20 protein-coding genes are annotated in these 24,267 nt (G+C 51.1%); 9 read left to right on the forward strand and 11 right to left on the reverse strand.

The annotated features are described in order from the left end of the window. Positions 1-6 precede the first annotated feature (6 nt). Positions 7-1,140, forward strand: a complete 1,134-nt coding sequence (locus BMX68_RS02040; protein WP_017134294.1) for an NAD(P)-dependent alcohol dehydrogenase — start codon at positions 7-9, stop codon at positions 1,138-1,140. Between the two features lie 321 nt (positions 1,141-1,461). Beyond that, the gene (locus BMX68_RS02045) at positions 1,462-2,301 is read left to right on the forward strand and encodes an AraC family transcriptional regulator (protein ID WP_060783871.1); all 840 of its coding nucleotides are present in this window, start codon (positions 1,462-1,464) and stop codon (positions 2,299-2,301) included. An 81-nt stretch (positions 2,302-2,382) separates the two neighbouring features. On the opposite strand, the gene BMX68_RS02050 is transcribed toward BMX68_RS02045, so the two are convergent. From BMX68_RS02050 to BMX68_RS02075, 6 genes are all read right to left on the reverse strand, one after another. Continuing rightward, positions 2,383-2,898 (reverse strand): YkgB family protein, encoded by a 516-nt coding sequence (locus BMX68_RS02050; RefSeq protein WP_060783870.1) that lies wholly within the window; start codon positions 2,896-2,898, stop codon positions 2,383-2,385. Positions 2,899-3,342: 444 nt separating this feature from the next. Beyond that, a complete protein-coding gene (locus BMX68_RS02055) occupies positions 3,343-3,858 on the reverse strand; it encodes a YkgB family protein (RefSeq protein WP_074861810.1) in 516 nt (171 codons plus the stop codon). 456 nt (positions 3,859-4,314) lie between these two features. After that, positions 4,315-5,754, reverse strand: coding sequence for an efflux transporter outer membrane subunit (locus BMX68_RS02060; protein WP_017134291.1), 1,440 nt, complete (start codon positions 5,752-5,754; stop codon positions 4,315-4,317). Beyond that, positions 5,747-8,926, reverse strand: a complete 3,180-nt coding sequence (locus tag BMX68_RS02065; protein WP_017134290.1) for an efflux RND transporter permease subunit — start codon at positions 8,924-8,926, stop codon at positions 5,747-5,749. Before BMX68_RS02065 ends, BMX68_RS02060 begins: the two co-directional genes overlap by 8 nt. A gap of 24 nt (positions 8,927-8,950) precedes the next feature. After that, positions 8,951-10,087, reverse strand: a complete 1,137-nt coding sequence (locus BMX68_RS02070; RefSeq protein ID WP_256218753.1) for an efflux RND transporter periplasmic adaptor subunit — start codon at positions 10,085-10,087, stop codon at positions 8,951-8,953. Between the two features lie 43 nt (positions 10,088-10,130). Further along, positions 10,131-10,361 (reverse strand): hypothetical protein, encoded by a 231-nt coding sequence (locus BMX68_RS02075; protein ID WP_060783868.1) that lies wholly within the window; start codon positions 10,359-10,361, stop codon positions 10,131-10,133. A gap of 650 nt (positions 10,362-11,011) precedes the next feature. Between BMX68_RS02075 and BMX68_RS02080 the strand changes: the two genes are divergently transcribed. After that, the gene (locus tag BMX68_RS02080; protein ID WP_017134287.1) at positions 11,012-11,929 is read left to right on the forward strand and encodes a LysR substrate-binding domain-containing protein; all 918 of its coding nucleotides are present in this window, start codon (positions 11,012-11,014) and stop codon (positions 11,927-11,929) included. Positions 11,930-12,057: 128 nt separating this feature from the next. Beyond that, the gene (locus BMX68_RS02085) at positions 12,058-12,945 is read left to right on the forward strand and encodes a LysR family transcriptional regulator (protein WP_017134286.1); all 888 of its coding nucleotides are present in this window, start codon (positions 12,058-12,060) and stop codon (positions 12,943-12,945) included. Positions 12,946-12,966: 21 nt separating this feature from the next. Here the strand turns inward: BMX68_RS02085 and BMX68_RS02090 are convergent, their stop codons facing one another. Together BMX68_RS02090 and BMX68_RS02095 are read right to left on the reverse strand one after the other, a co-directional pair. After that, positions 12,967-13,782 (reverse strand): alpha/beta fold hydrolase, encoded by an 816-nt coding sequence (locus BMX68_RS02090; RefSeq protein WP_017134285.1) that lies wholly within the window; start codon positions 13,780-13,782, stop codon positions 12,967-12,969. Between the two features lie 236 nt (positions 13,783-14,018). Then, positions 14,019-14,930, reverse strand: a complete 912-nt coding sequence (locus BMX68_RS02095; protein WP_017134284.1) for a LysR family transcriptional regulator — start codon at positions 14,928-14,930, stop codon at positions 14,019-14,021. Between the two features lie 148 nt (positions 14,931-15,078). Between BMX68_RS02095 and BMX68_RS02100 the strand changes: the two genes are divergently transcribed. From BMX68_RS02100 to BMX68_RS02115, 4 genes are all read left to right on the forward strand, one after another. Next, the gene (locus BMX68_RS02100) at positions 15,079-16,275 is read left to right on the forward strand and encodes an MFS transporter (RefSeq protein ID WP_017134283.1); all 1,197 of its coding nucleotides are present in this window, start codon (positions 15,079-15,081) and stop codon (positions 16,273-16,275) included. A gap of 89 nt (positions 16,276-16,364) precedes the next feature. Further along, on the forward strand, positions 16,365-17,489 hold the full coding sequence (locus tag BMX68_RS02105) for a maleylacetate reductase (RefSeq protein WP_428829787.1): 1,125 nt from the start codon (positions 16,365-16,367) through the stop codon (positions 17,487-17,489). 75 nt (positions 17,490-17,564) lie between these two features. Then, positions 17,565-18,128 (forward strand): NADPH-dependent FMN reductase, encoded by a 564-nt coding sequence (locus BMX68_RS02110; RefSeq protein WP_074861814.1) that lies wholly within the window; start codon positions 17,565-17,567, stop codon positions 18,126-18,128. Between the two features lie 361 nt (positions 18,129-18,489). Then, entirely contained in the window at positions 18,490-18,879 is a 390-nt protein-coding gene (locus BMX68_RS02115; protein WP_017134281.1) for a nuclear transport factor 2 family protein, read from the forward strand. A 310-nt stretch (positions 18,880-19,189) separates the two neighbouring features. Here BMX68_RS02115 and BMX68_RS02120 read toward each other — a convergent pair whose 3' ends face one another. Then, positions 19,190-20,104: a LysR family transcriptional regulator gene (locus BMX68_RS02120; RefSeq protein WP_060783866.1), complete on the reverse strand. Its 915-nt coding sequence runs from the start codon at positions 20,102-20,104 to the stop codon at positions 19,190-19,192. A gap of 154 nt (positions 20,105-20,258) precedes the next feature. Between BMX68_RS02120 and BMX68_RS02125 the strand changes: the two genes are divergently transcribed. After that, the gene (locus BMX68_RS02125) at positions 20,259-21,128 is read left to right on the forward strand and encodes an intradiol ring-cleavage dioxygenase (RefSeq protein WP_017134280.1); all 870 of its coding nucleotides are present in this window, start codon (positions 20,259-20,261) and stop codon (positions 21,126-21,128) included. Between the two features lie 377 nt (positions 21,129-21,505). Here the strand turns inward: BMX68_RS02125 and BMX68_RS02130 are convergent, their stop codons facing one another. Together BMX68_RS02130 and BMX68_RS02135 are read right to left on the reverse strand one after the other, a co-directional pair. Further along, the gene (locus BMX68_RS02130) at positions 21,506-22,393 is read right to left on the reverse strand and encodes a LysR family transcriptional regulator (protein ID WP_074861817.1); all 888 of its coding nucleotides are present in this window, start codon (positions 22,391-22,393) and stop codon (positions 21,506-21,508) included. Positions 22,394-22,521: 128 nt separating this feature from the next. Further along, positions 22,522-23,979: an amidohydrolase family protein gene (locus BMX68_RS02135; protein ID WP_026013448.1), complete on the reverse strand. Its 1,458-nt coding sequence runs from the start codon at positions 23,977-23,979 to the stop codon at positions 22,522-22,524. Positions 23,980-24,267 lie beyond the last annotated feature (288 nt).

The following is a 24,267-nucleotide window of genomic DNA, read 5'->3' on the forward strand; positions in this document are numbered from 1 at the left end:
GTCATTATGCATATAGCCGCAGATCGACGTGCGGTCACCGTCGCGGTGGCCCGAACTCCAGGCCAGCCCTTCACCATTGAAACGGCCTACCTCCGTGCGCCTCGAAGTGACGAGGTATTGGTGAAGGTAGTCGCCGTAGGCATGTGCCACACAGACCTGATCGTGCGTGATCAGCACTACCCGGTGCCGTTGCCGGCAGTGCTCGGCCACGAGGGCTCAGGTGTCGTCGAAGCGATAGGACCCAACGTCAAGAACCTGAAGGTCGGTGACCACGTGGTATTGACCTACGGTGCTTGTGGCCATTGTGCGCCTTGCGTCAGTGGCCATGAAACGTATTGCAAGAGCTTCTACGAGCATAACTTTGGCGGTGCCGGTCCGGACGGGGACATTGCCTTGCAAAGTGAGGACGGCGAACCGCTGCATGATCATTTTTTCACACAATCTTCGTTCTCAACCTACGCGCTGGCCCGCGAGAGAAATGCGATCAAAGTACCGGTCGAGGCACCGCTGGCATTGCTAGGCCCCTTGGGCTGCGGTATCCAGACAGGTGCAGGTGCCGTCATCAATTCGCTGAAGGTGCGTCCCGGCAGCAGCTTCGTCTCCTATGGCGCTGGAGCCGTGGGATTGAGCGCGGTCATGGCCGCGCGCATTGCCGGCGCCACCACCATCATCGCAGTCGATGTGGTGCCTTCCCGGCTGGAGCTCGCCATCGAACTAGGTGCAACCCATACCATAAACAGCCGGGAAGTTGAGCTCATCGACTCTGTGCGAGAAATAACAGGTGGCGGTGCCGATTTCGCGCTGGAGTCCACTGGCCGACCGGAAGTCCTTGAAGCCAGCATCGAGGCGCTTGGCGGGATGGGTACATTAGGTATCGTCGGAGCGCCAAAGCTTGGGACCAAGGCGAGCTTCGATATTAACAGTCTGATATTGGGCGGGCGCACCATCCGGGGTATCGTGGAGGGAGACAGTGTGCCTCAAATATTCATTCCTCAACTAGTTGAGCTGTATCAACAAGGACGGTTTCCATTCGACCGATTGGTCAAGTTCTATTCATTCGAACAGATCAACCAAGCCGCCGAGGACAGCACAAAAGGCATCACACTCAAACCCATCCTACAGATCGCCGAAATTGACTAATAGAACTAACCACACACACCACTAGGCAAGCGCCAGCCGCTCAGCGCACGAACGTCGTGATCAAGGCAATCGAAGCGCATCCGGTTCCCGTAAACGGTCTGGATGCGCGGTAGGGGCTGCTCGAAAACTGCGCTGTCATTATCCTCGCAGCCCCGGTCTATATGGGCGAGCGCTCGGCGCATATAGGCATTCCGAGCCCTGGCGCCGGGACTCATCACCGATAATAAATGAAAGGATCAGGTGCTCGCCGCCGCCCCAATGGTGTTTTTTAAATACTCGACCGACAATGGGCAGCAAGATTTCATCGGTTGAGGAATGATTATGGATCGTCTGTCTACGTTGCTGTCTCGATTTGGCGTTCGCGCGAACCTGTTTTACAACGATCAGCTTTGTGGGGTTCAAACCTACGGTGACGTTGATCAGCGTGGCCATATCCACCTGTTGCAGGCAGGTACGGTGACAATGCAGGGTGTTGATAACCGCGATAGGGTACTTACCCAACCCAGCTTGATATTCCTGCCACGGCCATGCCGACACCGCTTGTTTGCCCAGGAGTCCGACGGTGCTCGGCTCCTCTGCGCGTCGATGGATTTTGAAGGCGGTATCGACAACCCGCTGTCAGCCTCCCTACCGGACGTGTTGATTTTGCCTTTGGACAAATTACCGTTGCTGGCCACCACGCTGACGTGGATGTTCGCGGAGGCAGCCGATGGCCACTGTGGTAAAGAGGCGGTGATCAATCGACTGTTCGAGTTGCTGATTATATTGTTATTTCGGCATCTGCTGGACCAGAATCAATTGCATACTGGTTTGATGGCAGGATTGGCCGATCCTCGGCTTGCGCACTCTTTGCTGCGTGTCCATGACGCTCCCGACCACCCTTGGTCAATTGCGGAGATGGCGGATGAATCTAACATGTCACGTTCCGCTTATGCGGCGCATTTTCGAACCGTGATAGGACAAACCCCGGCAGAGTATTTATTGAGCTGGCGTGTCAGTCTGGCTCAGAAACTATTGCGAGAAGGTCGAGCCATCAATTTGATCGCCGAAGATGTGGGTTATGACAGCCCGTCGGCTCTGGCACGTGCATTTCGCAGAAAAACCGGAGTCAGCCCCCGTGAGTGGACTAAAGCGCTGACAGCACATGGAGGACAGGGTTGAAAACTGTATGGCGGTTGATAAGCCTTGCACAAACAATGACCCGAGTGCGATCCGCACTCGGGTCATTGAAGTGGTCATTGATCAGTTGGAGCGGGATTCAAGCTCAACCAGAGAATGCCCGGCCACGAAAACCGAGGCGGCCAGCAGTCCAATGTCCTTGAGCAGAAATTGGCCTGGAGCAATGGTGATGGCTGGAAAGCCAAGCCCTGGTTCGAACACGCCCGGAGTTGAAAACATAAAGCTCACAGTGGTCACAAACAAGCCGGCGGACAGGGCGCCTCCCAAGAGGGAGAGCTTAGGAGATAAGAAGCGACCCAGTATCAGAGCACCAATGGATACTTCCAAAACACCCAGCAGGTAAGAGAACATGTTCACACTGAAAATCTTGTAGACCCAGCCCAGCAGCGGACTATTGCCAACCAATGGAACTAAGCCTTGCGCTTCGTAGTTGGTGAATTTCATTCCGCCGAACCAGAAGTAGATCACGGCAAGGGCGAAATAAACGCCAAAGATTCCTAGGTTCATGGTGGTGGCGCCCAGTGAGTGTTTCTGAGTTTCGCCGTTCGCTTTGTAATTTGCAGCAGCCAGAGTTTTCATGAAATTGATTTCCAAATAACGGGTAACGGATTGGGCATGGCGTCAGCCTGGGGTCGCTGGTTTCTGGCTGTTCGCATGTCGTTCAAAATCCCACCGGGTTAGTACGTTGGGGTGCAGAAATTATTACCTTTAAGTGGAAATCGATGTGCTCCGAACGTGCAGTATTTGCTGCAGATCGTCTCGAACGAGGTTTTTTGAACTTGTCCATGCTCGGGCAATGTGCGAGTGACCTCGGGGTTTGGTAATTTGCCCCGCAGGCTGGGAAGTTGAGTTTATGGAAGGTATTTTTCACAGAAAACGACAATCAGCTCCATGAGTGGACTAAGGCGCTGAGGGCACTTGGGGCAGGGTTGAAGATTTCTTCTGCGGGATGGCGGTTTATAAGCCTTGCACAAACAATGGCCCGAGTGCGATGTGCACTCGGGCCATTGAAGTGGTCGTTGATCAGTTGGCGCGGGATTCAAGCTCAACCAGAGAATGCCCGGCTACGAAAATCGAGGCGGCCAGCAGTCCAATGTCCTTGAGCAGAAATTGGCCTGGGGCAATGGTGATGGCTGGAAAACCAAGTCCTGGTTCGAACACGCCCGGAGTTGAAAACATAAAGCTCACGGTGGTCACAAACAAACCGGCGGACAGGGCGCCTCCCAAGAGGGAGAGCTTAGGAGATAAGAAACGGCCCAGTATCAGGGCACCAATGGATACTTCCAAAATACCCAGCAAATTGGAGAACATGTTGACACTGAAAATCTTGTAGACCCAGCCCAGCAGCGGACTATTGCCAACCAATGGAACTAAGCCTTGTGCTTCGTAGTTGGTGAATTTCATCCCACCGAACCAGAAGTAGATCACGGCAAGAGCGAAATAAACGCCAAAGATTCCTAGGTTCATGGTGGTGGCGCCCAGTGAGTGTTTCTGAGTTTCGCCGTTCGCTTTGTAATTTGCAGCAGCCAGAGTTTTCATGAAATTGATTTCCAAATAACGGGTAACGGATTGGGCATGACGTCAGCCTGGGGTCGCTGGTTTCTGGCTGTTCGCATGTCGTTTAAATCCCACGGGGTTAGCGCGTTGGGGTGTAGAGATTGTTACCTTTAAGTGGAAATCGATGTGCTCAGAGCGTGCAGTATTTGCTGCAGATCGTCTCGAACGAGGTTTTTTTTCGGCCCGCTTACGCTCGGGCGGTGCATGAATGACCTCAGCACTTGGTAATTGAGTAAGGAGTCTGGGAGAAAGAGGTGCGGTGAAAGGTGCCCAGGAGCTGGTGGCGCCGAAATTGACTTGCTGAGCTCACCACACAGGCCGCTAGCTGAACATTCAGCGTTGGTTCCTGAGGATCGATACGAGGCCGGTCATAGGTCGTGCGGGGAGGAGGGGTGAAAACGAGTAACGCTGGGATTGCCCCAGCGTTACTCGAGCCGGTCACTTCGGCTGGTTGGATTGCTGAGGGACGTATTGCGGCCATCCACCCGCAAGGGAGACAAACAAATCTACCGCGCTGGTGGTACTTCTTGCCTGGCTGTCAGCTTCTGAGATCTGGGCGTTGTAAAGCGAGCGTTGTGCGTCCAGCAACTCGAACAACTCGATAGCTCCAGCTTGATACCTGGCGCTGGAAATCCCCGCGGCTTTTTCCCAGCCATTCGAAGCACTTACCAGCCGTGCATTTTCATCCTTGTTTCTGGCGAAGCGGACCAGTGCATTGTCGACGTCTTCCAGTGCTCTGAGTACCGTTTGCTGATACCCCGCCAGCCGGGCAGCTGCTTGGGCGTCGGCAGCGGCGATGCGGCTCTTGACCCGCCCCACATCCAGGAACGACCAGTCAATGCCCAGCAAAGCCAGATTGGACTCGCCACTGCTGGAGTAAAGTCCGTCGCCACTGAACGCGTAGGTGCCAAATGCCGCGCCCAGACTGACCCTCGGGAAAAGGTCAGCCGTGGCAACGCCCACTCGCGCAGTCGCTGCATGGAGCTGATACTCGGCGGAGGCGACATCCGGCCGCCGTCGGATGATGTCCGCTGGCGTACCCGGTTCGATGACATCCGGCACTACCGGCATACCGGTATCTTTCTGCAATTGCGCATCCAGAGCGGTGGGTGTGAGTCCCGCCAGTACGGCCAGTCGGTGCCTGTCTACCGCAACGCGGGCTTCGAGTTGCGGGATGCGCGACAGCGTTGTATCGAGCTGGGCCTGAGCTCGGGAGAGATCGTAGGTCGAACCACGTCCCGCATCCAGCCGACCCTGCACGATATCCAGCGTTTCCCGCTGGCTGTCGGCATTGGTTTTTGAAAGCCTGAGTATCTTCTGGGCAGCACGTAGGTCGATGTAAGTTGACGCGACCTGGCTGACCACGGCGACCTGCATGGCTTGCAGGTCGCTGGCTCGCGCCGCCGTTTCGGATTTCTGAGACTCCACCGAGCGCCGTATCCGGCCGACGAAGTCCAGCTCCCAATTCAACGAGGCCTTGTTTGCATACACATCATCGCTACGTGAAGCTCCGTTTGCTTCATCGGTGCTCAGCCGTTGGTGACCGGCTTGCGCCGACAGGGTGACTGTCGGGATCTGATCGAATCTGGCCAGGCGCAGCAGCGCGTTCGCTGCGTCGTAATTGGCCAGAGCCGTGCGCAAGTCATAGTTGGCGGCCAGTGCGGTTTTCACCAGAGACGTGAGCTGTGGATCTTCGAATCGGTTCCAGAACTCATAATCAGCGGCGTTCGCTTGTGATTGAGCTGCGGGCGCGACATTGGCCTGGGTGAATGTCTCAGGCATGTCGGGCGTCTGGGGCCGATGAAAATCGGGCCCGACCGTGCAGCCCTGCAAGATGGCCATCAATACAGGCATGGACCAGCTTTTTACCTTAACCATGGTGCAAGTCCTCCGCAGCGTGTGGGGCTAGGCTCGAGGTGTGGTTGGGGACGGTGGCACCGAGTTTCCTTAGCGCCACGTAGAACACCGGCGTCAGGAACAGACCGAAGATCGTCACGCCGAGCATCCCGGCGAAAACAGTAACGCCGGTGGCGTGACGTACTTCGCTCCCCGCGCCCATTCCGACCAGCAGCGGCACCGCACCGGCGATGAACGCCACCGAGGTCATGACAATAGGACGCAGGCGCAGACGGCATGCTTCCAGGGCCGCTTCGATAGTACCTTTGCCTTGCATCTCGAGTTCGCGTGCGAACTCCACGATCAAAATGGCGTTTTTGCAAGCCAGTCCCATGAGCACCACCAGGCCTACCTGCACGAACACATTATTGTCTCCGCCGGTCAGCCATACCCCTGTCAAGGCGGCAAACATGCAGATGGGCACGATAAGAATCACCGCCAATGGCAATGTCCAGCTCTCGTACAGTGCGGCCAGTACCAGGAACGCCAGCATGACGGCGATCGGGAAGACGATGGCTGCGGTGTTACTCTGGGTCACCTGTTGATAACTCAGGTCAGTCCACTCCAGCTCAATCCCACGGGGTAGCGTGCGCGCCGCGATGTCTTGCAGTTTCTTGATGACTTCGCCCGAAGACATGACTCTCGGATCGGCATCGCCAATCAGGTCGGCCGCCGGGTAACCGTTGTAGCGCATGACCGGGTCCGGGCCGAAGGTCGGCACGATGTCTACCATTGCGCTGATCGGCACCATCTCGCCGTGTACGTTGCGCACACGCAGATTGCCAATATCCGTCGGACTCTGTCTGAAGCGCGAGTCTGCCTGAGCGACGACTCGGTAGACACGCCCCAGTATGTTGAAGTCATTGACATAAACCGAGCCCAGATATGTTTGCAATGTATCGAAGATAGCCGTCAGTTCCACACCTTGGGCTTGCGCCTTGGTGCGGTCCAGCTTCACCTCCAGCTGCGGAATGTCGGACTGGTAGGAGCTTACCGGGAACGTCATGCCCGGAGTGCTGGCCACTGCCGCCTGGAATTTGTTCAGGGCCTGCTGCAAGGCCGCGTAACCCAAGCCGCCTCGATCGGTCAGGAACAACGAATAACCGGAACCGTTACCCAGGCCTTGGATGGGCGGCGGCAACAGCGCATAGGCGGAGCCGTCCTTGATCGCCGCGAACTTGCGGTTGAGCTCGGCGTTGATTTCCGCCGCACTGCGTGTGCGCTCCGAAAACGGCTTGAGCAGTACGTAGGAGGTTACCAGGTTGGGGGTCGTGGTGTTCTGCAGCGCATTCGAGCCGACATAGGAGTTGGCATAGGCCACGCCGTCGATGCTCGAGGCAATCGCTGACATTTCACGCGCAACTGCATCGGATCGAGCCAGTGAGGCTCCCGGTGGCAGTGTTGCGCCCGCGAAGAGGTAGAGCTTGTCCTGGTTGGGAATAAAGCCGCTGGGAATTACATTAAACAGAGTAGCGGTGGCGCCCAACAACGCGGCATAGACCACGAAGACAACCCCGCGCCGTGGCAGGAGCCGAGCGATGGTGCCCTCGTAGCGCTCCGAATTGCGATTGAAGAATCGGTTGAATGGGCGCAACAACCAGCCCAGTGCCGCATTCATCCAACGAGTCAGGCGATCAGGCGGGGCGTGATGATGACGCAGCAGCTTGGCGGCCAGTGCCGGCGACAGGGTCAGCGAGTTGATCGTCGAGATGACAGTCGAAATCGCAATGGTGACAGCGAACTGCTTGTAGAACTGTCCCGTGACGCCGCTCATGAATGCCATGGGAATGAATACGGCGCACAACACCAGCCCGATTGCCAGGATAGGCCCCGAGACTTCACGCATGGCCTGATGCGCCGCCTGCAGCGGACTCAGGCCCAGTTCGATGTTGCGTTCGACGTTTTCCACTACCACGATAGCGTCGTCCACCACGATCCCGATTGCCAGGACCAGGCCGAACAAGGTCAGGGTATTGACGGAGTAACCCAGTATGTAGAGAAATGCGAAGGTGCCGACGATCGATACAGGCACGGCGATCAATGGAATGATCGAGGCCCGCCAGGTCTGCAGGAACAGCACCACCACCAAGACGATAAGCACCATCGCCTCGAACAGCGTGTGTTGAACGGCGCTGATCGACTCCCGGACAAAAACCGTGGGATCCCAGACGCTGACGTACTTCACGCCTTCAGGGAAGTCCTTGGACAGGCTATCGAGTTTGGCGTAGACCGCGTTGGCCACCTCAATGGCATTGGCGCCAGGAGTGAGGAAGAAGCCGATAGCGACTTCCTGGTTTTTGCCGCGAAATACCCGCAACGTATAGTCGCTGGAGTCCAGTTGCACTCGCGCTACTTGCGAGAGGCGCGTGACTTGCCCGTCGCCACCGGCCTTGATAATGATATCGCCAAATTCCTGCTCGGTTTTCAGTCGACCCTGAACGTTGATCGAAATGAGGAATTCGTTGTCCTGCGGCGAAGGCTCTGCCCCTAGTTGACCCGCCGACACTTGTACGTTCTGCTGGCGAATCGCGGCGATTGCGTCCTGAGCGGTGATACCGCGCGAGGCAAGCTTGTCGGGATCGAGCCAGATGCGCATGGCATAGTCGCCCGCTCCATACAGGATGATGTCGCCAATCCCGGGAATACGTGACAACTCATCTTTCACATGCAGACGCAGATAGTTGCGCAGGTACAGGGCGTCGAACTTGTCGTTGGTCGAGAACATGTCGACGAACATCAACGGCGTCGGCGATTGCTTCTGGGTGGTGATGCCGTATTGGCGAACCGATTCGGGCAAGCGCGAGAGTGCCTGGCTCACCCGGTTCTGCACGCGCACGGCGGCGGTATCCGGATCAACTTTGGAGTTGAAGGTGGCGACCACCTGGAGCGTGCCGTTGGAACTGGCGACCGACTTCAGGTAAATCATGTCTTCGACGCCAGTAATCGCCTCTTCCAGCGGGACGGCGACTGACTCGGCGATTTCCTTGGGGTTTGCGCCAGGGTAGGTGGCTTTTACCACGACTGTGGGTGGCACAACTTCCGGATATTCGCCCACCGGCAGCAGCGGCATTGCAACTAGGCCCGCCGCGAAAATAATAATCGACAGAACAATCGCGAAGATTGGTCTGTCGATGAAAAACTTGGAAAAGTCCATGATAGGAGCCTTTGATGATGACTTTTAGTTTCTCACGGTATTGGAAACTTGACGTTCGCTGTTGCCCGTGGGGGTGACTGGAGTCCCACTGGCATGGATGTTTTGCAGGCCAGATACGATGATCTTGTCATCGCGTTCAATTCCGGAAATGATGACGCGTTGTTTGTCGAGCAGTGTTCCTGTGTCGACATAACGTTTCTCGGCTTTGTTGTCGGCGCCCAAAACATAAACATATTTCTTGTCCTGATCGGTCAATATCGCCCGATCCGGTATGAGTGTGGCCGGCGCTGGTTCGCCCACTGACATTTGAACTTTGGCAAAAAGCCCTGGAGTGAGGAGACGGTCGGCGTTGTTCACGGTTGCGCGTGCACGAACGGTACCCGTAGTTGCGTTCACTTGGTTGTCGACGAAGCTCAATTGGCCAACGTAGGGGAAGTTCTCATCGCCTGCCAGGCCGATGCGCACGGAGGCGTTGCCGGAGGTTTTCAGCGTCTTCTGGTAACTCAGGAAACTGTGCTCGTCCGGGTCGAAGTAGACGTAGATCGGATCCTGCGAAACGACAGAGGTCAGAACGGACTGATCGGCAACGGCCAGATTACCGAGCGTCAACTGGGCTCGACTGGTGCGCCCGTCGATCGGTGAGCGGACCTCGGTGAACTCCAGGTTCAGTGCAGCGGCGGCCACTGCCGATTCGGCGGTGTGTACCTCGGCAAGGCTCTGATCATGGGCCGACCGCCTCTGTTCCGCCTCCTCCTTCGATACGGCGTTGCTCTTGATCAGCTGTTGCGAACGCTGGTCTTGCTGGCTGGCGAACGCCAGCGACGCACGGGCCCGCTCTAACTGAGCGCGTGCGCTGTCCAGCGCGGTGCGATAGGGACGCTGGTCGATAACGAAGAGCAGATCTCCTTTTTTGACCTCGCTACCCTCCTTGTAGGCCACCTTGGTGATGTAGCCGCCGATACGGGGGAGGATCGCCACCGTTTCCTTGGCACTGACCCGGCCATTGAAGCTGTCCCAGGTTTTGATGGTTTTAACGGTAACGCCGGTCACCTCGACAGCGGGAGCGCTGGCGGCTGATGCCTGGCTGGGTTCTTTATTGCAACCACTGATCAACAATACAGTGGTGATAATTCCGGTAACGGTGACTAAACGGGCGCGCACAGGATCATCCTTACTAATGTATATCGATGGAGAGGGCAAGTTTTCAATTTGCAGATTGCTTATCGGTCGGATGATTGGCATTGGCAGCCTGTTTTTCTTCTTGTTCCGCTATCTGGGACTCTTTCTGTTTGTGCTTTTCAATCTCTGTCTGTTGGGCAAAGGTCGCTGTGTTTTTTTCATGAAACCGCTGAAGTGCATCCGCGCCGTCAGAAGCATGGGCGAAAATAGGTAGAATAGAAATAAGTATTGCGAAGAATTTGATGGTGTTTTTCATGGTGTTTTCTCAAATGGTGCGCACAGTGAGGTGCTAAATTAAATTCAGTTTGAGGTTTGGCAGCAGGCAGAGCTAATAGGCAAAAATCAGCGGGAAGATAAAATAACCATCTCCTCTGAAGCGCCCCGGACTTGATAGCCTCTGTCACTTCGTCGACATAAAAAATCTGACATCGAAGTGGCTCTCTATACTAGCTTTCGCAATATTAACGTAACGTTATCTGGCCAAGTTATTATTTCTTGTATTGTGCCCCTATTGCTTTTTACCTTTAGTCCGATACATGCTTCTCTGCCCAAAAGTCGAACCTCGCTGGTGCGTGTTGAAAATGCCGCCTCCTCCAAAGAGTTAACGAAGGAGGTTCACCTTCGTTTAGCATATCTTTCGCATGCAGCATGCTACGCCGTAGGCGCAACCGTTGATCCGAGCCATGTTTAGCAGTCCTACAAACAGGGCGTGCCGCTCCGACCGAGAGGTTGCTGTGTCGAGACCCTTATTAGTCTTATGGCGTGGGGCGAATGGGTGGCAGTGATGCCTATGGTGCCCCTGGGGCTCAGAGCTCGACACGATGCCCTGGCATGGGACTACTATAGAAAAAAACCGTCCTTCGATAAACTAGGTCTATACGTTTTGTTTTTACGGAAACCCGTACAATGGCATTTGACCGGTTGGAGGCGATGCGAGCGTTCTGCCGTATCGTCGAAGTAGGTAGTTTCAGTCGCGCAGCGGAGTCGTTGAATTTGGCCAAGACGACGATCTCGGGCCAGGTTCAGGCACTGGAGAGCCTGCTGGGCATAAAGCTGCTGCATCGCACGACTCGCAAGGTTTCTACCACCGCGGAAGGTGCTGCCTACTACCGTCGTGCTCGCACGGTGGTGGAGGATGTAAATGAGCTAGAAGCGTCTGTTTCGCGAAGTCGTAATGCCATTCTCGGGCATGTCAAGATCGAAATGCCTTCGCCGGTAGGCATTTTGTTGATAGCTCCTTCATTACCGGATTTCGCCGCCAGATTCCCGCAGATCCATTTAGAGATTAGTTGCGGTGAGCGTATCGTGGACCTCGTCGAGGAGGGCGTGGATTGCGCCATTCGTGTCGGGCTTATCTTGGATCAGAATCTAATCCGTCGTCCAATCGGAATGATGCGCTTCTGCTTCTGCGCCTCTCCCTCCTACCTGGCTGGAGCCCCCGCGCTTGATGCCCCTACGGATCTTCCCGAGCATAGGCATCTAGGCTTCAAATTCCCGGCGACCAATAGGCGGCATCTGCCGATACTCACTCGTGGAGAAGAGCATTTCACGCTCGATCACCCACCGACGATGTATTTCAACAATGGCGGTGCCACGGCTGCAGCCGCGGTGGCTGGGCTGGGCGTGGCATTTCTGCCAAGGGCCGAAGCTGATGCGCATTTGCAAAAGGGCAGCCTGGTTGAGGTATTGGCTGATTGGCAAATGGCGAGCATGCCGATCTCGCTGGTCTATCCCGCTACCCGAGATTTGTCGGCGAGGGTACGGGCTTTTGCCGACTGGGCAACCACCTTAATGGCTAGCGATCCACTGTGGGCGCTTGAGTAGGGGTGGGGCCCAACGGATTTCCTCTCGGCTTGTTGCTGGACTGTGCTCATTCACTCAGGTTTGAGCTTCAGGCTGCGCAATTAGGTGTCGTAAAAATAGATAGTTAATTTCAATTTTGGATCGTTATCATGGATTTGGAAGCGCTGACCGACTTCAATCTTGTCGCCGCACTGGGAGGCTTTGGAAAGGCCAGCCGAAGTAGTGGCCGCCCCAAGACCACATTATCGCGCCGGGTGATGTACTTAGAGGAAAGCCTGGGAGTACGTTTGTTCCAGCGTGGGGCGAGATCACTGCGACTGACTGATGAAGGCCGCGCGCTTTACGAGCGCACACACCATCTGATCACAGAAATTCTCGATGTGGGGGATTTTGTGGCTACTGGGCTCTCGATTCCCAGCGGGCGGCTACGTATCAGCGTGCCCGTGTTATTTGCACATACGATGATCGGCCGGATTGCCGCGGGCTTTGCGAAGGCGTATCCCAATGTGGTGTTGGAAATCTTCGCCGAAGACCGCAATGTGAAGTTGGTCGAGGACCATTACGACATCGCTATTCGGGTAAATCCAAAACCCGATGAATTACTGGTCGGCCGCTGCTTTGCTCGAGATGAGATGCTGGTGGTTGCTCCTGCGTCGATGCCTGTTCCCGAAGGCAAAGGCTTGGGCGAGCCGATCGACGTGCCCGCTGTTATGCTGACAAGTGGGTTTGATAGCGGACAATGGACCTTCATGCGCGATGATCGTCAGATTACGTTGAACCCACAGCAGCGCTTACTTATGTCATCGCTCATTCCTGTGCGAGATGCCGTGCTGGCCGGAGCTGGCGTGGGATTGCTGCCACGGTCGCTGTTGGGCCAGAACGGCATAGATCAGAGCGCGCTCAAAATCTGGGGCAATGTACTCAACAGGCCCATCGAGCTTTGGGTATTACACTCATCGCGGCGTCTGGCGAGCAGTAAGGTCACCGCGTTCATTGAGTATCTGAGTAACCAATTTCCGGAGCATCAGCTGGTATAGCCTGTGCTCAAGAAACGCTGTTCAGCACTCCGTGCCCGGCAATGATTTCAGGAACGCAAGCAGGTCCTCCGTCACTCGTTCTCTACACTCGAATGGTAAATAGTGGCCTTCATTTTTGTACTCTACATAGCGTGCGTGCGGTATCAATTGTGCGGCTTTACGTCCGGTAACCGCGACCGGCGCGCTTTGATCGCTGTCTCCGTGAATGATCAGCGTAGGTACGCTGAATTTTTTCAGATCTTCATGGAAGTCCGTGCTATACCAAGCCTCGGCGCTATCAATCACTGCTCTGGAGCTCGCCTGATACGTCATATGCAGATACCACTGCTGCATGGCGACTTCTGAAAAAGTAGCGTGCGCATAGCCATCCAGACAGCCGATTCGATCATCGCAGAGTGCCTGCTTTAAGCCGTCAAACGCCGCACGCTCCATTCCTAATGGATTATTGGCGGACTGCGCCAATTGCGGTGTGACACCTGCGAGCAGTACTGCGCCGCAGATTCCCTCGGCACCAAAGCGACCCAGGTAGCGAGCGACTTCACCGCTGCCCATGGAATAGCCAACAAGCACTGCGTTCTGTAGCTTCAAGTGCTGGATAAGGCCACGCAAGTCATCGCTGAAGGTCTGGAAGTCGTAGCCGTTCCAGGGGCGATCCGATCGGCCAAAGCCACGGCGGTCATAGCTTATGACACGCAAACCTTGATCTACGAGTCTGTTAGCCTGGTAATCCCAGCTCTCGCTGGTTAGTGGCCAACCATGAATGAGAACAACCGGACGGCCTTGGCCCCAGTCATTATAGTGCAGTGCGACTCCGTCTTGTGTGTGAAAACAAGGCATATTCAATTGCTCCGGGAAATGACCGCAATGTGTGTAAATACCCACAATGCAAGTGGTAAAAAACGATAATTGAATGCTAACTTTGGAAAGAGTGTCTGAATAGCCGCAAAAGTGGAATATGCTGATCCGGATCTGGAACGATAATAATGCGGGTTGAAGGCACAACCGGTATATCTGATTCCCAGGAGATCTGATTGGATTTTTCCCAGGAAAATAAGAGCAACAGGTACTTGAATTTAGTTCCAGCGCTGTTCGAAGTTATTTTTAGAGAAGTGTTCTGTGAGGGTGTCGATAAACACCCTGACCTTGGTTGGTAGATAGCGGCGTGTCTGATACGCGATATTCATAGTAAGGCGCGGTAGTTGCCAGTCGTTTAATAATGTAACTAGCTCGCCACTTTCAAGATAGTTGTATATCGTATATTTAGGTTGGGCGATGATTCCCATACCGTGCAGTGCGGCTTTTATCGCAATTTGGCCGTCATTGGTGCGTAATGCCGGGGTGACAGGCACTATCAATGATTTACCATCTTTTTCAAAAGGTAGTTCATTGGGGTTGTTTGCATAACTGTAAATAAGCATTTTATGATTCGCCAGATCCGTAGGCGAAACAGGAGTGCCGTAGGTTCCCAGGTAGGCTTGCGAAGCAGCGAGCACTCGCTTGGTGACAGCCAGCTTCCTAACGGTCAAATTATTATCAGCTTCAAACTCCCGAGTACGAATTGCCAGATCGACACTATTTTCTACAACGTTCAGATATTGGTTGTCTGCAATGACATCTACATTGATATCTGGGTATCGCTTGTAGAATTCACTCAGTAGCGGCTCGATATGTAGCAGGCAGAATGAAAGGGAGGCGGTTACCCTTAATGTTCCATGGGGATTGTCGACCGAATCTTTCGCAACTGCTTCTGCTTCCTGCAAGTCCGATAAGATGTCCTTGCAACGACGATAAAACTCCATGCCTACCTCAGTCAAGGCAAGCGATCGAGTGGTGCGTTGCACCAAGCGCACGCCAAGACGTTTTTCAAGCATGCTCAGTTGGCGGCTCGCACTGGATACCGGCAGGTCTAGTTGATCGGCTGCACGACTGATGCTTGAGGCTTCGGCAATGTGTACAAAAAGATCAATTTCGTGAAAACGGTCCATGCCAGCTTTCCATTGAGTAGGAAGGTGTTTGCCAATATGTCGGCTATTTTTTAATGCAATGGAAGAATACCATCACGCTGCACGCCGCAGAAGACCGTCTCGCTCGTCATTGTGCACATGAATCAATATAAAAATACCGGAGGCATCAATGATCCAAGCTAGGCACCATGCCCTCGTGGGGGGCTTTCTAAGCTATATGTTCGACGCCCTGGAGATCGTCATACTCGCTATCGCGCTGCCTGCAATAATGGCTGAGACGGGCATGTCGAGGGCCGACGCAGGGTTGCTGGTCACCGCTACTCTGTTAGGTATTGGCGTAAGTAGTGTAACGGTGGGGTGGATATCGGACAAATTTGGCCGGCGGCCGGCGTTGCTGTCATCGCTTGCGCTTTTCGGAATATGCACCTGTATCATGGCTTTGCTGAACTCATGGGAACAAATGATGGCGCTTCGATTCGCCGCAGGGCTTGGCCTTGGTGGGGTTTGGAGCATTGTGTCGGCCTATATCGCCGAAACCTGGCCCAAGGAACATCAGGCACGAGCCACTTCGTTGGTTTTAAGTTCGTTTCCTCTGGGCTCTGGCGTTGCCGCCATACTCGCGGCATTAATTTTACCGGAGCATGGTTGGAGGATGCTTTTTTTAATTTGTGGAGGCTCGACGTTTATCTCCATTGCCTATGTCTATTTTTTTCTACCAGAATCTCCACAATGGTTAGCGGAACGTGATATCGACATGGGGAGGGAGGTACTGGCTGGGCCATTTGAGATATTTAAAGGGAGTCTTTTTTACCAGACGATCTTTGCAACGGTATCTGCCTCATTTTCACTACTGGCATATTGGGGTGTAACGTCTTGGCTACCGACCTACCTGACGTCGGAGCGAGGATTTGACCTGAAATCAATGGCTATGTATTTGGTAATACTAAATGCTGCAACTTTCTTGGGTTATCTCATCTTTGGTTTTTTTGCAGATCGTTATGGTAAACGTTTAATGGTAGTGCTGTCGCTGCTGGCGACAGCTGGAGTTCTTCCGTTTTTCGCCTTCGCGCAGGATCGTTCGACATTAATGGTATTAGGAATGACTTACGCTTTTTTTCTGGTATTTCCAGGCCTTTACGGGTCATATTTTTCCTCGCTTTATCCCACGCGGTTGAGAACAACCGGTGCGGGGTTTTGCTTCAACGTAGGTCGTGGTGTTTCGGCTCTGGCGCCATTCGCTCTCGGGTCACTTTCCAATCAAATGGGTTTTTCGTTGGCACTTTGTCTATGTGCGGTATTTTACGGTGCGAGTGCTCTGTTTGCAGCATGTTTATCGCAAAAAAATCATGGAAAACTATGCAGTTGAGTGTTTAACCTGGTCTTATCACAATATCTATCTTATCTATACCGTTAACAAGCCAAGTCGACCCTAAATAAGAATGAGGAGGATGCATCGTGGATACTGCTGATAAGCATAGCGGCGAAAAGACATCGCTGACAAATTTCGCCTATGTAAATCAAGCACAGCGTGTCGTTTTTGGCGCGGGCAGCATGAGCAAGCTCGGTGCGGAGGCGGGTGCACTGGGATTGGACCGCGTGTTGGTTCTTTGCACTCCTGGCCAACATGCGCTCGCCGAATTAGTCAGGTCGGCAATTGGTTCCGAGCGGATAGCTGGAATTTTTGATCGGGCGACGATGCATGTCCCGATAGAAGTAGCTCGTGCCGCATGCGAATTGGCAAAAAGTTGTGCGGCTGATGGGGTCGTTGCCATAGGAGGAGGATCAACTATTGGTCTAGGTAAAGCGATTGCATTGGAGTTAAATTTACCAACTCTAGCGATTCCGACAACCTATGCCGGTTCAGAGATGACGACAATATACGGTTTAACCGAGGGAGGGCTTAAGAGAACTGGAACAGATCCTAGAGTCATGCCCCGTACAGTTTTGTATGATCCCGATTTGACACTTGATCTACCTGTAAATATCAGTATTACCAGTGCTTTAAATGCACTTGCGCATGGCGCTGAAGGGCTATATGGAGAAAACCGTAGTCCCGTGACCAACTTAATGGCGGAGGCTGGCATAGCAGCCCTTGCTCGCGCGATTCCTATTTTACGCCGGCACGGTGACGGTATCTGCGATATCGACGAAATGCGCACAGCACGCTCCGATGCACTTTACGGTGCCTGGTTATGCGGGAGCGTCCTCGGTAAAGTCAGTATGGCCCTGCACCATAAACTGTGCCATACACTGGGCGGGAGTTTCAATTTATCCCATGCGGATGTGCACTCTGTGATTCTTCCTCATGCTCTGGCTTATAATGAGATTGCCGCGCCAGAAGCCATGGATAAGATCGCACACGCTCTTGGTACAAAAAGCGCCCCTCGAGGAATGTACGATCTGGCATTGAGTAACGGTGCTCCCACAGCGTTACGAGATATCGGCATGCGTGAATCAGATCTGCCACTCGCTTGCGAGCTGGTTATGAGTAATCAATATCCAAATCCCCGCCGTCTTGAAATAAAAGCAATCGGTTATCTACTTCGTAACGCATTCGAGGGTAACCCACCTCAGGCCTGAAAAATAAGCATTTAAATATTTTTATTACTGTTTTCCATGCGTTAATTCTATCCCAAAAGCAGAGATTTATATAATATGAAACAAATTCCTTCAATCGCAGTAGTAGTGGGGAGTCTAAGAAAAGACTCTATTAATCGAAAAGTTGCCAATGCACTCATTGAGATGGCGTCTGGTAGACTGCACATCAAAATTGTAGAGATAGGTGATTTGCCGCTTTATAATCAAGATATTGACGATGATACACCGCCTAAGGCCTATACTGTATTTCGACAGGAGTTGCAGAGTGCAGATGGTTATCTATTTGTAACCCCGGAATATAATCGATCGATCCCGGGGGTTCTAAAAAACGCTATCGATGTTGGATCGCGGCCATACGGTAAAAGCTCATGGGGTCGCGCAAAACCAGCAGCGATAATTAGCACTTCGCCAGGTGCTATCGGCGGATTCGGAGCTAATCAGCATCTTCGTCAATGTTTTGTTTTCCTCGATATATTATGCATGCAACAACCTGAGGCTTATTTGGGTAATGCGAGTACTTTTTTCGATGATAAAGGGGAGCTCAATGAAAAAACTAAACCTTTTTTACAGAGTATAGTTGACGATTTTATTAAGCACGTCGAGCGTATCTTAAAACATTGAGGCTGTATCTATTGTTGCATAGAAGTCGGGGGTTAAGTTTTTGAAGGTGGTTTTGATGTGGTGCGATGGTTTTATTTAAGTTGGATTTTTTGTAAGTTGCTTAACCCCTTGGCCTGAAAGTGTCGTGATCTGGGACGTTGTTATTAAGTTGTTACGTGCGGAGTGTCGATGGCTTCCTGTCCTGGTTTAGATGTCGTTAATGGTGGTTGCTAATTTAATCAGGTGTTAGCGGATAGACACCGGTCGTTGTTGTGGCTTTATTGTAAGGTTTTTTAATCTTAGTGTCGGTGCATTATTTTAATACGGTGCGGGTGGTTTGTTTTCCTAGATAAATTCTCTATCTGACGTTTAAGGAGTGTATATGAGTGACATGAGTAAAATTGATTCTATTATTCGTGAGCTTGAAAATAAACGCTACCGAGCTATGGTTGCGAGAGACTTTGTAGGGCTTTCTAAACTTATGCATTCCGAGCTTTCCTATGCTCACTCATCGGGGTCGGTAGACAGTTTGTCCAGTTACTTAAGAAAGTGCGAGGCTGGGTTTTATATTTACCATCATATAGAGCATCCGATTGATTCTATTATTATAATAGATAATACTGCATTAGTGCGCGGTGAGATGAATGCAGAAATTACCGTAGATGGTAAAAAGAAGCAGCTAAGAAATAAGATGCTGGCAGTGTGGATAAACGAATCGCAAGGATGGAAGCTGCTTGCTTATCAACCAACACCCGTTATCCAAATTTCTTAGATACCATGAGCAGAGGGGCGAGAAGGTAATTTTTTCTACGGGTTTACATTGGTTATTATCTATATAAGATAAAGGACAGTATTTTAATATTCGTCTTTATTGGTACTCGCTTAAACCGTAGGATGCAAAGCCAACACCATATGCCAGAGCATGGTTATGTTAAAGCAGTAGAAGGGCGTGTGTCTGCGCCCTTTTTAAAGCAATACTCTTATGAGAAGTGTTGTCGCCTCAAGGAGGAAAATCAATTTTTTCAAAAGGCCTTATTTGACTAGGATAGACGTGATTAAGATATGGAGATTTGCCCGGTTGATTAGCGCATCCAGTATAGTTCGTATTTTTCTTTTTCAAATACACTTATCATGAAATCGATAAAAATTCTAGTTCTGGCAGGCAGGTAGCGCCGCTCCTGAAATGCCATATTAATCGTTAGATCGGGAAGTCGCCATTCATCTAATACCGGTATTAGACGTCCGGCAATCAGGTCGTCATGTACAATATATTTTGGTTGTACCAGAATACCCGCCCCTGCAATTGCAGCAGCGCGTGCAATTTGCCCATCATTTGTTTCCAAAAGCGGATCGATTTTAATTGATCTGTTTTTTCCGTTGTTTGAAAAATTTAGAATTCGATGTTGGTGTGCGTGGTTGTATATCATTATGTCATGATTACATAGATCCTCTACGTGCTTGGGCGTTCCTCGATGGCGTAAGTATTCCGGAGAGGCCGCTAGGACCCGGCGGGTCTGGGCCAGGCGGCGTATGGTGATATTAGAGTCAGGCTCGAATTCTCGGGTTCTGATAGCTAAGTCAATGCCATTATCAATAATATCATCATAGCGATTTTCACCGAGGATTTTGATCTTGATTTGTGGGTAGAGCTTTTTAAAAGCCGGCAAAATAGGCGCAATATGGAGCATCGAAAAGGAAATAGATGCGGTAATAGTCAAGGTCCCGCTAGGCTCCACCAGTGAGGTTGTTATTGATGTCTCTGCTTCACGGAGCTGACTGAGTATGTTTTTGCAATGGCCGACAAATTCGTGTCCCGCTGGAGTAAGTGATAGTCGTCGGGTGTTACGCTCAATTAGTCTAACGTTTAGGCGTTGCTCTAATGCTGCTAGATGGCGAGTGGCAGACGCAGTAGAAATCTCAAGTAATCCGGCAGCTTTGCTTAATGTTCCCAATTCGGCTGTGTAAACAAGCAGTTCTAGCTCGGTAAGTCGATCCATAAAGCTTGTGCCTCACGACTAATAAATTATTTCAAATGCGAAATTAACAATTTCTTTTTTGAGCTGTCGTACATCGCTGAGTGGCATTATAGTGTATCTGAATGTTCTTTATCTGTACTACAATCTACAAAAAACGTACAAGAGGAAATGATCTATGCGAAACCTTGACGAGCAAACCATTACTCAAGCGGTGCTCGCTCGTAATGCTGACACCGAAGACCCTCGTCTTCATCAAATAATGACGAGCTTAGTTCAGCATCTGCATGCATTTGCCAGAGATGTCAAGCTGACCGAAGATGAGTGGCTCAAGGGTATTGAGTTCTTAACCGCTACTGGAAAAATATGTTCTACTGCCCGCCAAGAATTTATCCTGCTGTCTGATACGCTTGGGCTTTCGACGTTAATTGTCGCGCAAAACCATAGAAAACCTCAGGGCTGTACTGAGGCGACTGTGTTCGGCCCCTTCCATGTCAGCGACGCACCACGGTATGAGTTAGGCGCGGACATCAGCAATGGCATGCAAGGAATTCCTTGGTGGGTCAGTGGCACGATTCGAGGCCTGGATGGCGAGCCGGTGCCTTACGCCGAAATAGAGGTCTGGCAGGCTGACGATCTCGGATTTTACGACGTGCAATACGAACAATTGACCGAATATCAAGGTCGTGCTGTCCTGCGTGCTGATGCCCAGGGAGCCTATCGATTTAAGACTATCGTGCCAAAGGCATACCCTATTCCGAGCGACGGGCCGGTGGGAACGCTAATCAAGGCGTTGAATCGTCATCCTTGGAGGCCCGCCCATTTGCATTTTATGATTTCTGCTGATGGTTACGAACGTTTGGTCACGCATGTTTTTCAAGAGAATGGCGAATACCTCGATTCTGATGCTGTCTTCGGTGTGCGTTCCTCATTGATCGCTGAGTGGAATTATCACGTGAGCGGAACGACGCCCGACGGCCTAAGTTGCACTGAACCTTACTACACTTTGGATTTTGATTTCGTACTTAATGCTATAGCTCCTGATTAATAATATTATCTATCAGGCTCGTGGGGCGCTAACTGTACAAATCTGCGCGTGACTATTTTTTCAAAAAAACCAGCCTTCGTGCAAGTAAGGCTGGGATTCAAGATAGGAGTCATTCGTTGTTAATTGATTTGCAATGGTGCGATTGCTAGTTGTTAATATTTTTAAGTGTGTCAACCAATGGTTTGGATTTAAGCATAGATCTATTGGCAGGTTTAAAGTGATTGGGCTTTGCGTCCGACAAAAATATATAAATATAAATTTTTATGATGGCGGTTATTCAAGAGACGTTGTTGTGAAAGGAAGCACTCTTCCGTCACCAGGAAATTTTACAACGGTTATCTTCGCTGGACGATAGCAGGGTGGCGAACTAAAAGATTTCAGTATATCTTGAGCTCTCTAGTGGCAAAATTAATAAATTCCCGCACTATAGCCGACCTTCGCATATGAGGATGGAAGAGAAACCAAAGATCATGTCCAAAATTTAATAATGGACCTTCAAGCTTCACTAACGAGTCCCTCGCATCTCCAACGAAGCACGGAAGGTAGCCAATTCCAAAGCCTGCCTCAATAGCATCAGCAAGTGACAATACAGAGTTTACAGAAAAAACTACTCGTTCTGTTGGAATATTTTTTTTTATAAATTTAGCTGGGGATAATGACGAAAGATTGTCACATAAAGTGACCCAATCGCACTGAAGTATTTCTGCTCCCCGAGGCAGGATGCGATTAGTGTAGTCCATTGATCGACCGTATAGATCCCAATTAGTCCTTCCTAGGCATCGGCCGGCAAGATTCTCTGGTGGTGCATCTGTCGCACGTAATGCCACGTCAGAATCGGATGTCGCCAAATTTAATGCGTTGTTATCGATGGTTATCTTTATTCTGATTTTTGGCTGCTGTTTCTTGAATGCTATTAACATTGGCATTAACACATGAAACAGCAATGTGTCATTCGTAGTCAACCGAAGCTCGCCAGTAGGTTGAGTATTATCCTCCGACAGGCTTTGCACTACGCTATCGATGTCCTCATCAATCCGATGGGCGAGCTCAACGACTGCTATGCCGGCTGCGGTTAGTTCATAGCGTGTTCTGTGGCGTTGAAATAGAGGAGTAGAAAGCTGAGTCTCAAGCTGCCGTAGGCGCCGAAATACTGTTGATGCATTGACACATAGCCTCGTTGCGGCCCCGGATAAACTCCCTGTCTCGGCGACCGCCATGACGAGCTTCAGGTCATTCCAGCCCAATCTGTGCGATAAGCTACTCATCCCACTCCACATCCATAATGTATATGGATTTAGATATTAGAGCATTTTTGAATGTATAGCATAGCGTTTTTATCATCCATGGCGTGAGCCAAAAAACCTCTGCGAAACAAGAACAACTCGATTTAAAGCTAAGGCTCTAGTAGATCACCGGCAGCGGCATGTATTCTTTTTGCCGAACTCTGCGCTTTAGCGATTATACTCGTCTCATTATAGGCAATTAGCCGTCCACTACGCTTAATTATCTTTCCATCAATAAAAACTGTATCAACGTTGTTGCTGGTAGCGCTTTGCACTACTGCGGTTTCGATATCGCTTACGGGAGCGATATTTAAATCATCAGCTCGGATCATGATAATGTCGGCTCTTTTTCCCTCGCTTATAGAGCCTGTTATTTCGCCCAGTCCTAATGCGATGGCACCATTGAGTGTCGCCATTTTAATGACTTCCGGTATGCCAATTGGACTGAAATTTGCGCTTGGCGTATGTGTCCAGGGAACCCCCAGATTCCATGTAAAGCGCATCATTTCGAACATGTCAGGCGGTGCGATAGATGTTGCATCGGAAGAAAGGGATATGCAGAGACCTGACTCTCGCATTTTCATTATTACGGCTCGCGCGTCACCGGTACTACTCAATCTGAGCTCGGAGTGGGTAGCTATTGTAATTGGGGTTTTGGTTCTGGCCATGGCCGCAAGGTCTTCATCTCTCGCGGATATGTAGTGTGCGATTAGGAAGTCTGGCCCGAGATATTGGCGCTTTTCGTACTCTACCGCATCAGCACTGTTAGGTCCCTCTTGTGGCGCATGAATAGCAACCGGTAATCGTACTTTTTTTGCGTACTCCATTTCCTTGTAAAATGTCGCTTCGTCACTTTGCAATGTGCCTCGTAAATTCAATCCTAAGTGTACCATTCCTTCAAATTTATCATTTATTCCAAACCATTGCCGCTGAACTCTATCTATATCATTGTAAGGGTTTATTTTATCCGCTGCCAGTCGATCGACATGACCATATGAATACCGTGCACGCATAAAGGATTCTTGGTGTGCACGCAGCTCCGCGTCCGCGTGTTCTGGCGATCGCGTGTTGTGTGACCAATTATGGACGGTAGTTGTTCCTCCATTTACGAGCTCAGCAGATGCCAGCATAACACTATTATAAAAATCGTCTGGCGTATAAAGTGCGGACGTTGCAAATTTTGCTGGATAGTAAGAGAATCCTTCTTTCTTGGCTGTGAAACTTCTTCCGATCGCGCTCCACATATGATAATGCGCATTCACAAAACCAGGCATAACAATCATATTGGTCGCATCGATAATTTCTGCGTCCACGTCACTAAGGTTTTTTCCAATACGATCGATAATACCATTTCTTATTATAATATCCGCCATGGGTAAGGTTCCGATATGCGGATCAACTGTAATTATAGCTGCATTTTTTATTAGGTATATTCCACGCTTTATCTCAGGATTATTATTTTTGGGGTTTGACATTGCGAATGAGCTGTTAAGCATTAGAGGACTGGCAACGCTCGCAATCGCACTCGCACCTAAAATTTTCGAAAAATCTCTTCGGGTAAGGCTCATTAAGAAATCCCTTATTTTTTGTTAATTTTTTTGGGCAAAACACGCGTCGACAAACCGAGATCGAAAGGCACGACAACCATTAGGATCGGACCTTTCACCTAGTGTCCTGTATAGTGAGTTCTATTAGTCAATTTCGGCGATACCAGCTCCTGGCTTGCGTTGTTATTCCTCGTCATAGCTGGCTATGACTCGTCACGACGCTTTGGTCATTGACGTGTGGCATCGGAACTTGAGCTAACAAACTAACCGTACCGACCACTAGTCTGCGCAGCTATATTTAAGCACCAG

Origin of the sequence: Pseudomonas agarici (genome assembly GCF_900109755.1) — a bacterium.
Classification (GTDB): domain Bacteria; phylum Pseudomonadota; class Gammaproteobacteria; order Pseudomonadales; family Pseudomonadaceae; genus Aquipseudomonas; species Aquipseudomonas agarici.

Excerpts from the sequence above, each read along its gene's own strand:
- BMX68_RS02040 (WP_017134294.1), top strand. The coding sequence starts at position 7 with ATGCATATAGCCGCAGATCGACGTGCGGTCACCGTCGCGGTGGCCCGA.
- BMX68_RS02045 (WP_060783871.1), top strand. The coding sequence starts at position 1,462 with ATGGATCGTCTGTCTACGTTGCTGTCTCGATTTGGCGTTCGCGCGAAC.
- BMX68_RS02050 (WP_060783870.1), bottom strand. The coding sequence starts at position 2,898 with ATGAAAACTCTGGCTGCTGCAAATTACAAAGCGAACGGCGAAACTCAG.
- BMX68_RS02055 (WP_074861810.1), bottom strand. The coding sequence starts at position 3,858 with ATGAAAACTCTGGCTGCTGCAAATTACAAAGCGAACGGCGAAACTCAG.
- BMX68_RS02060 (WP_017134291.1), bottom strand. The coding sequence starts at position 5,754 with ATGGTTAAGGTAAAAAGCTGGTCCATGCCTGTATTGATGGCCATCTTG.
- BMX68_RS02065 (WP_017134290.1), bottom strand. The coding sequence starts at position 8,926 with ATGGACTTTTCCAAGTTTTTCATCGACAGACCAATCTTCGCGATTGTT.
- BMX68_RS02075 (WP_060783868.1), bottom strand. The coding sequence starts at position 10,361 with ATGAAAAACACCATCAAATTCTTCGCAATACTTATTTCTATTCTACCT.
- BMX68_RS02080 (WP_017134287.1), top strand. The coding sequence starts at position 11,012 with ATGGCATTTGACCGGTTGGAGGCGATGCGAGCGTTCTGCCGTATCGTC.
- BMX68_RS02085 (WP_017134286.1), top strand. The coding sequence starts at position 12,058 with ATGGATTTGGAAGCGCTGACCGACTTCAATCTTGTCGCCGCACTGGGA.
- BMX68_RS02090 (WP_017134285.1), bottom strand. The coding sequence starts at position 13,782 with ATGCCTTGTTTTCACACACAAGACGGAGTCGCACTGCACTATAATGAC.
- BMX68_RS02095 (WP_017134284.1), bottom strand. The coding sequence starts at position 14,930 with ATGGACCGTTTTCACGAAATTGATCTTTTTGTACACATTGCCGAAGCC.
- BMX68_RS02100 (WP_017134283.1), top strand. The coding sequence starts at position 15,079 with ATGATCCAAGCTAGGCACCATGCCCTCGTGGGGGGCTTTCTAAGCTAT.
- BMX68_RS02110 (WP_074861814.1), top strand. The coding sequence starts at position 17,565 with ATGAAACAAATTCCTTCAATCGCAGTAGTAGTGGGGAGTCTAAGAAAA.
- BMX68_RS02115 (WP_017134281.1), top strand. The coding sequence starts at position 18,490 with ATGAGTGACATGAGTAAAATTGATTCTATTATTCGTGAGCTTGAAAAT.
- BMX68_RS02120 (WP_060783866.1), bottom strand. The coding sequence starts at position 20,104 with ATGGATCGACTTACCGAGCTAGAACTGCTTGTTTACACAGCCGAATTG.
- BMX68_RS02125 (WP_017134280.1), top strand. The coding sequence starts at position 20,259 with ATGCGAAACCTTGACGAGCAAACCATTACTCAAGCGGTGCTCGCTCGT.
- BMX68_RS02130 (WP_074861817.1), bottom strand. The coding sequence starts at position 22,393 with ATGAGTAGCTTATCGCACAGATTGGGCTGGAATGACCTGAAGCTCGTC.
- BMX68_RS02135 (WP_026013448.1), bottom strand. The coding sequence starts at position 23,979 with ATGAGCCTTACCCGAAGAGATTTTTCGAAAATTTTAGGTGCGAGTGCG.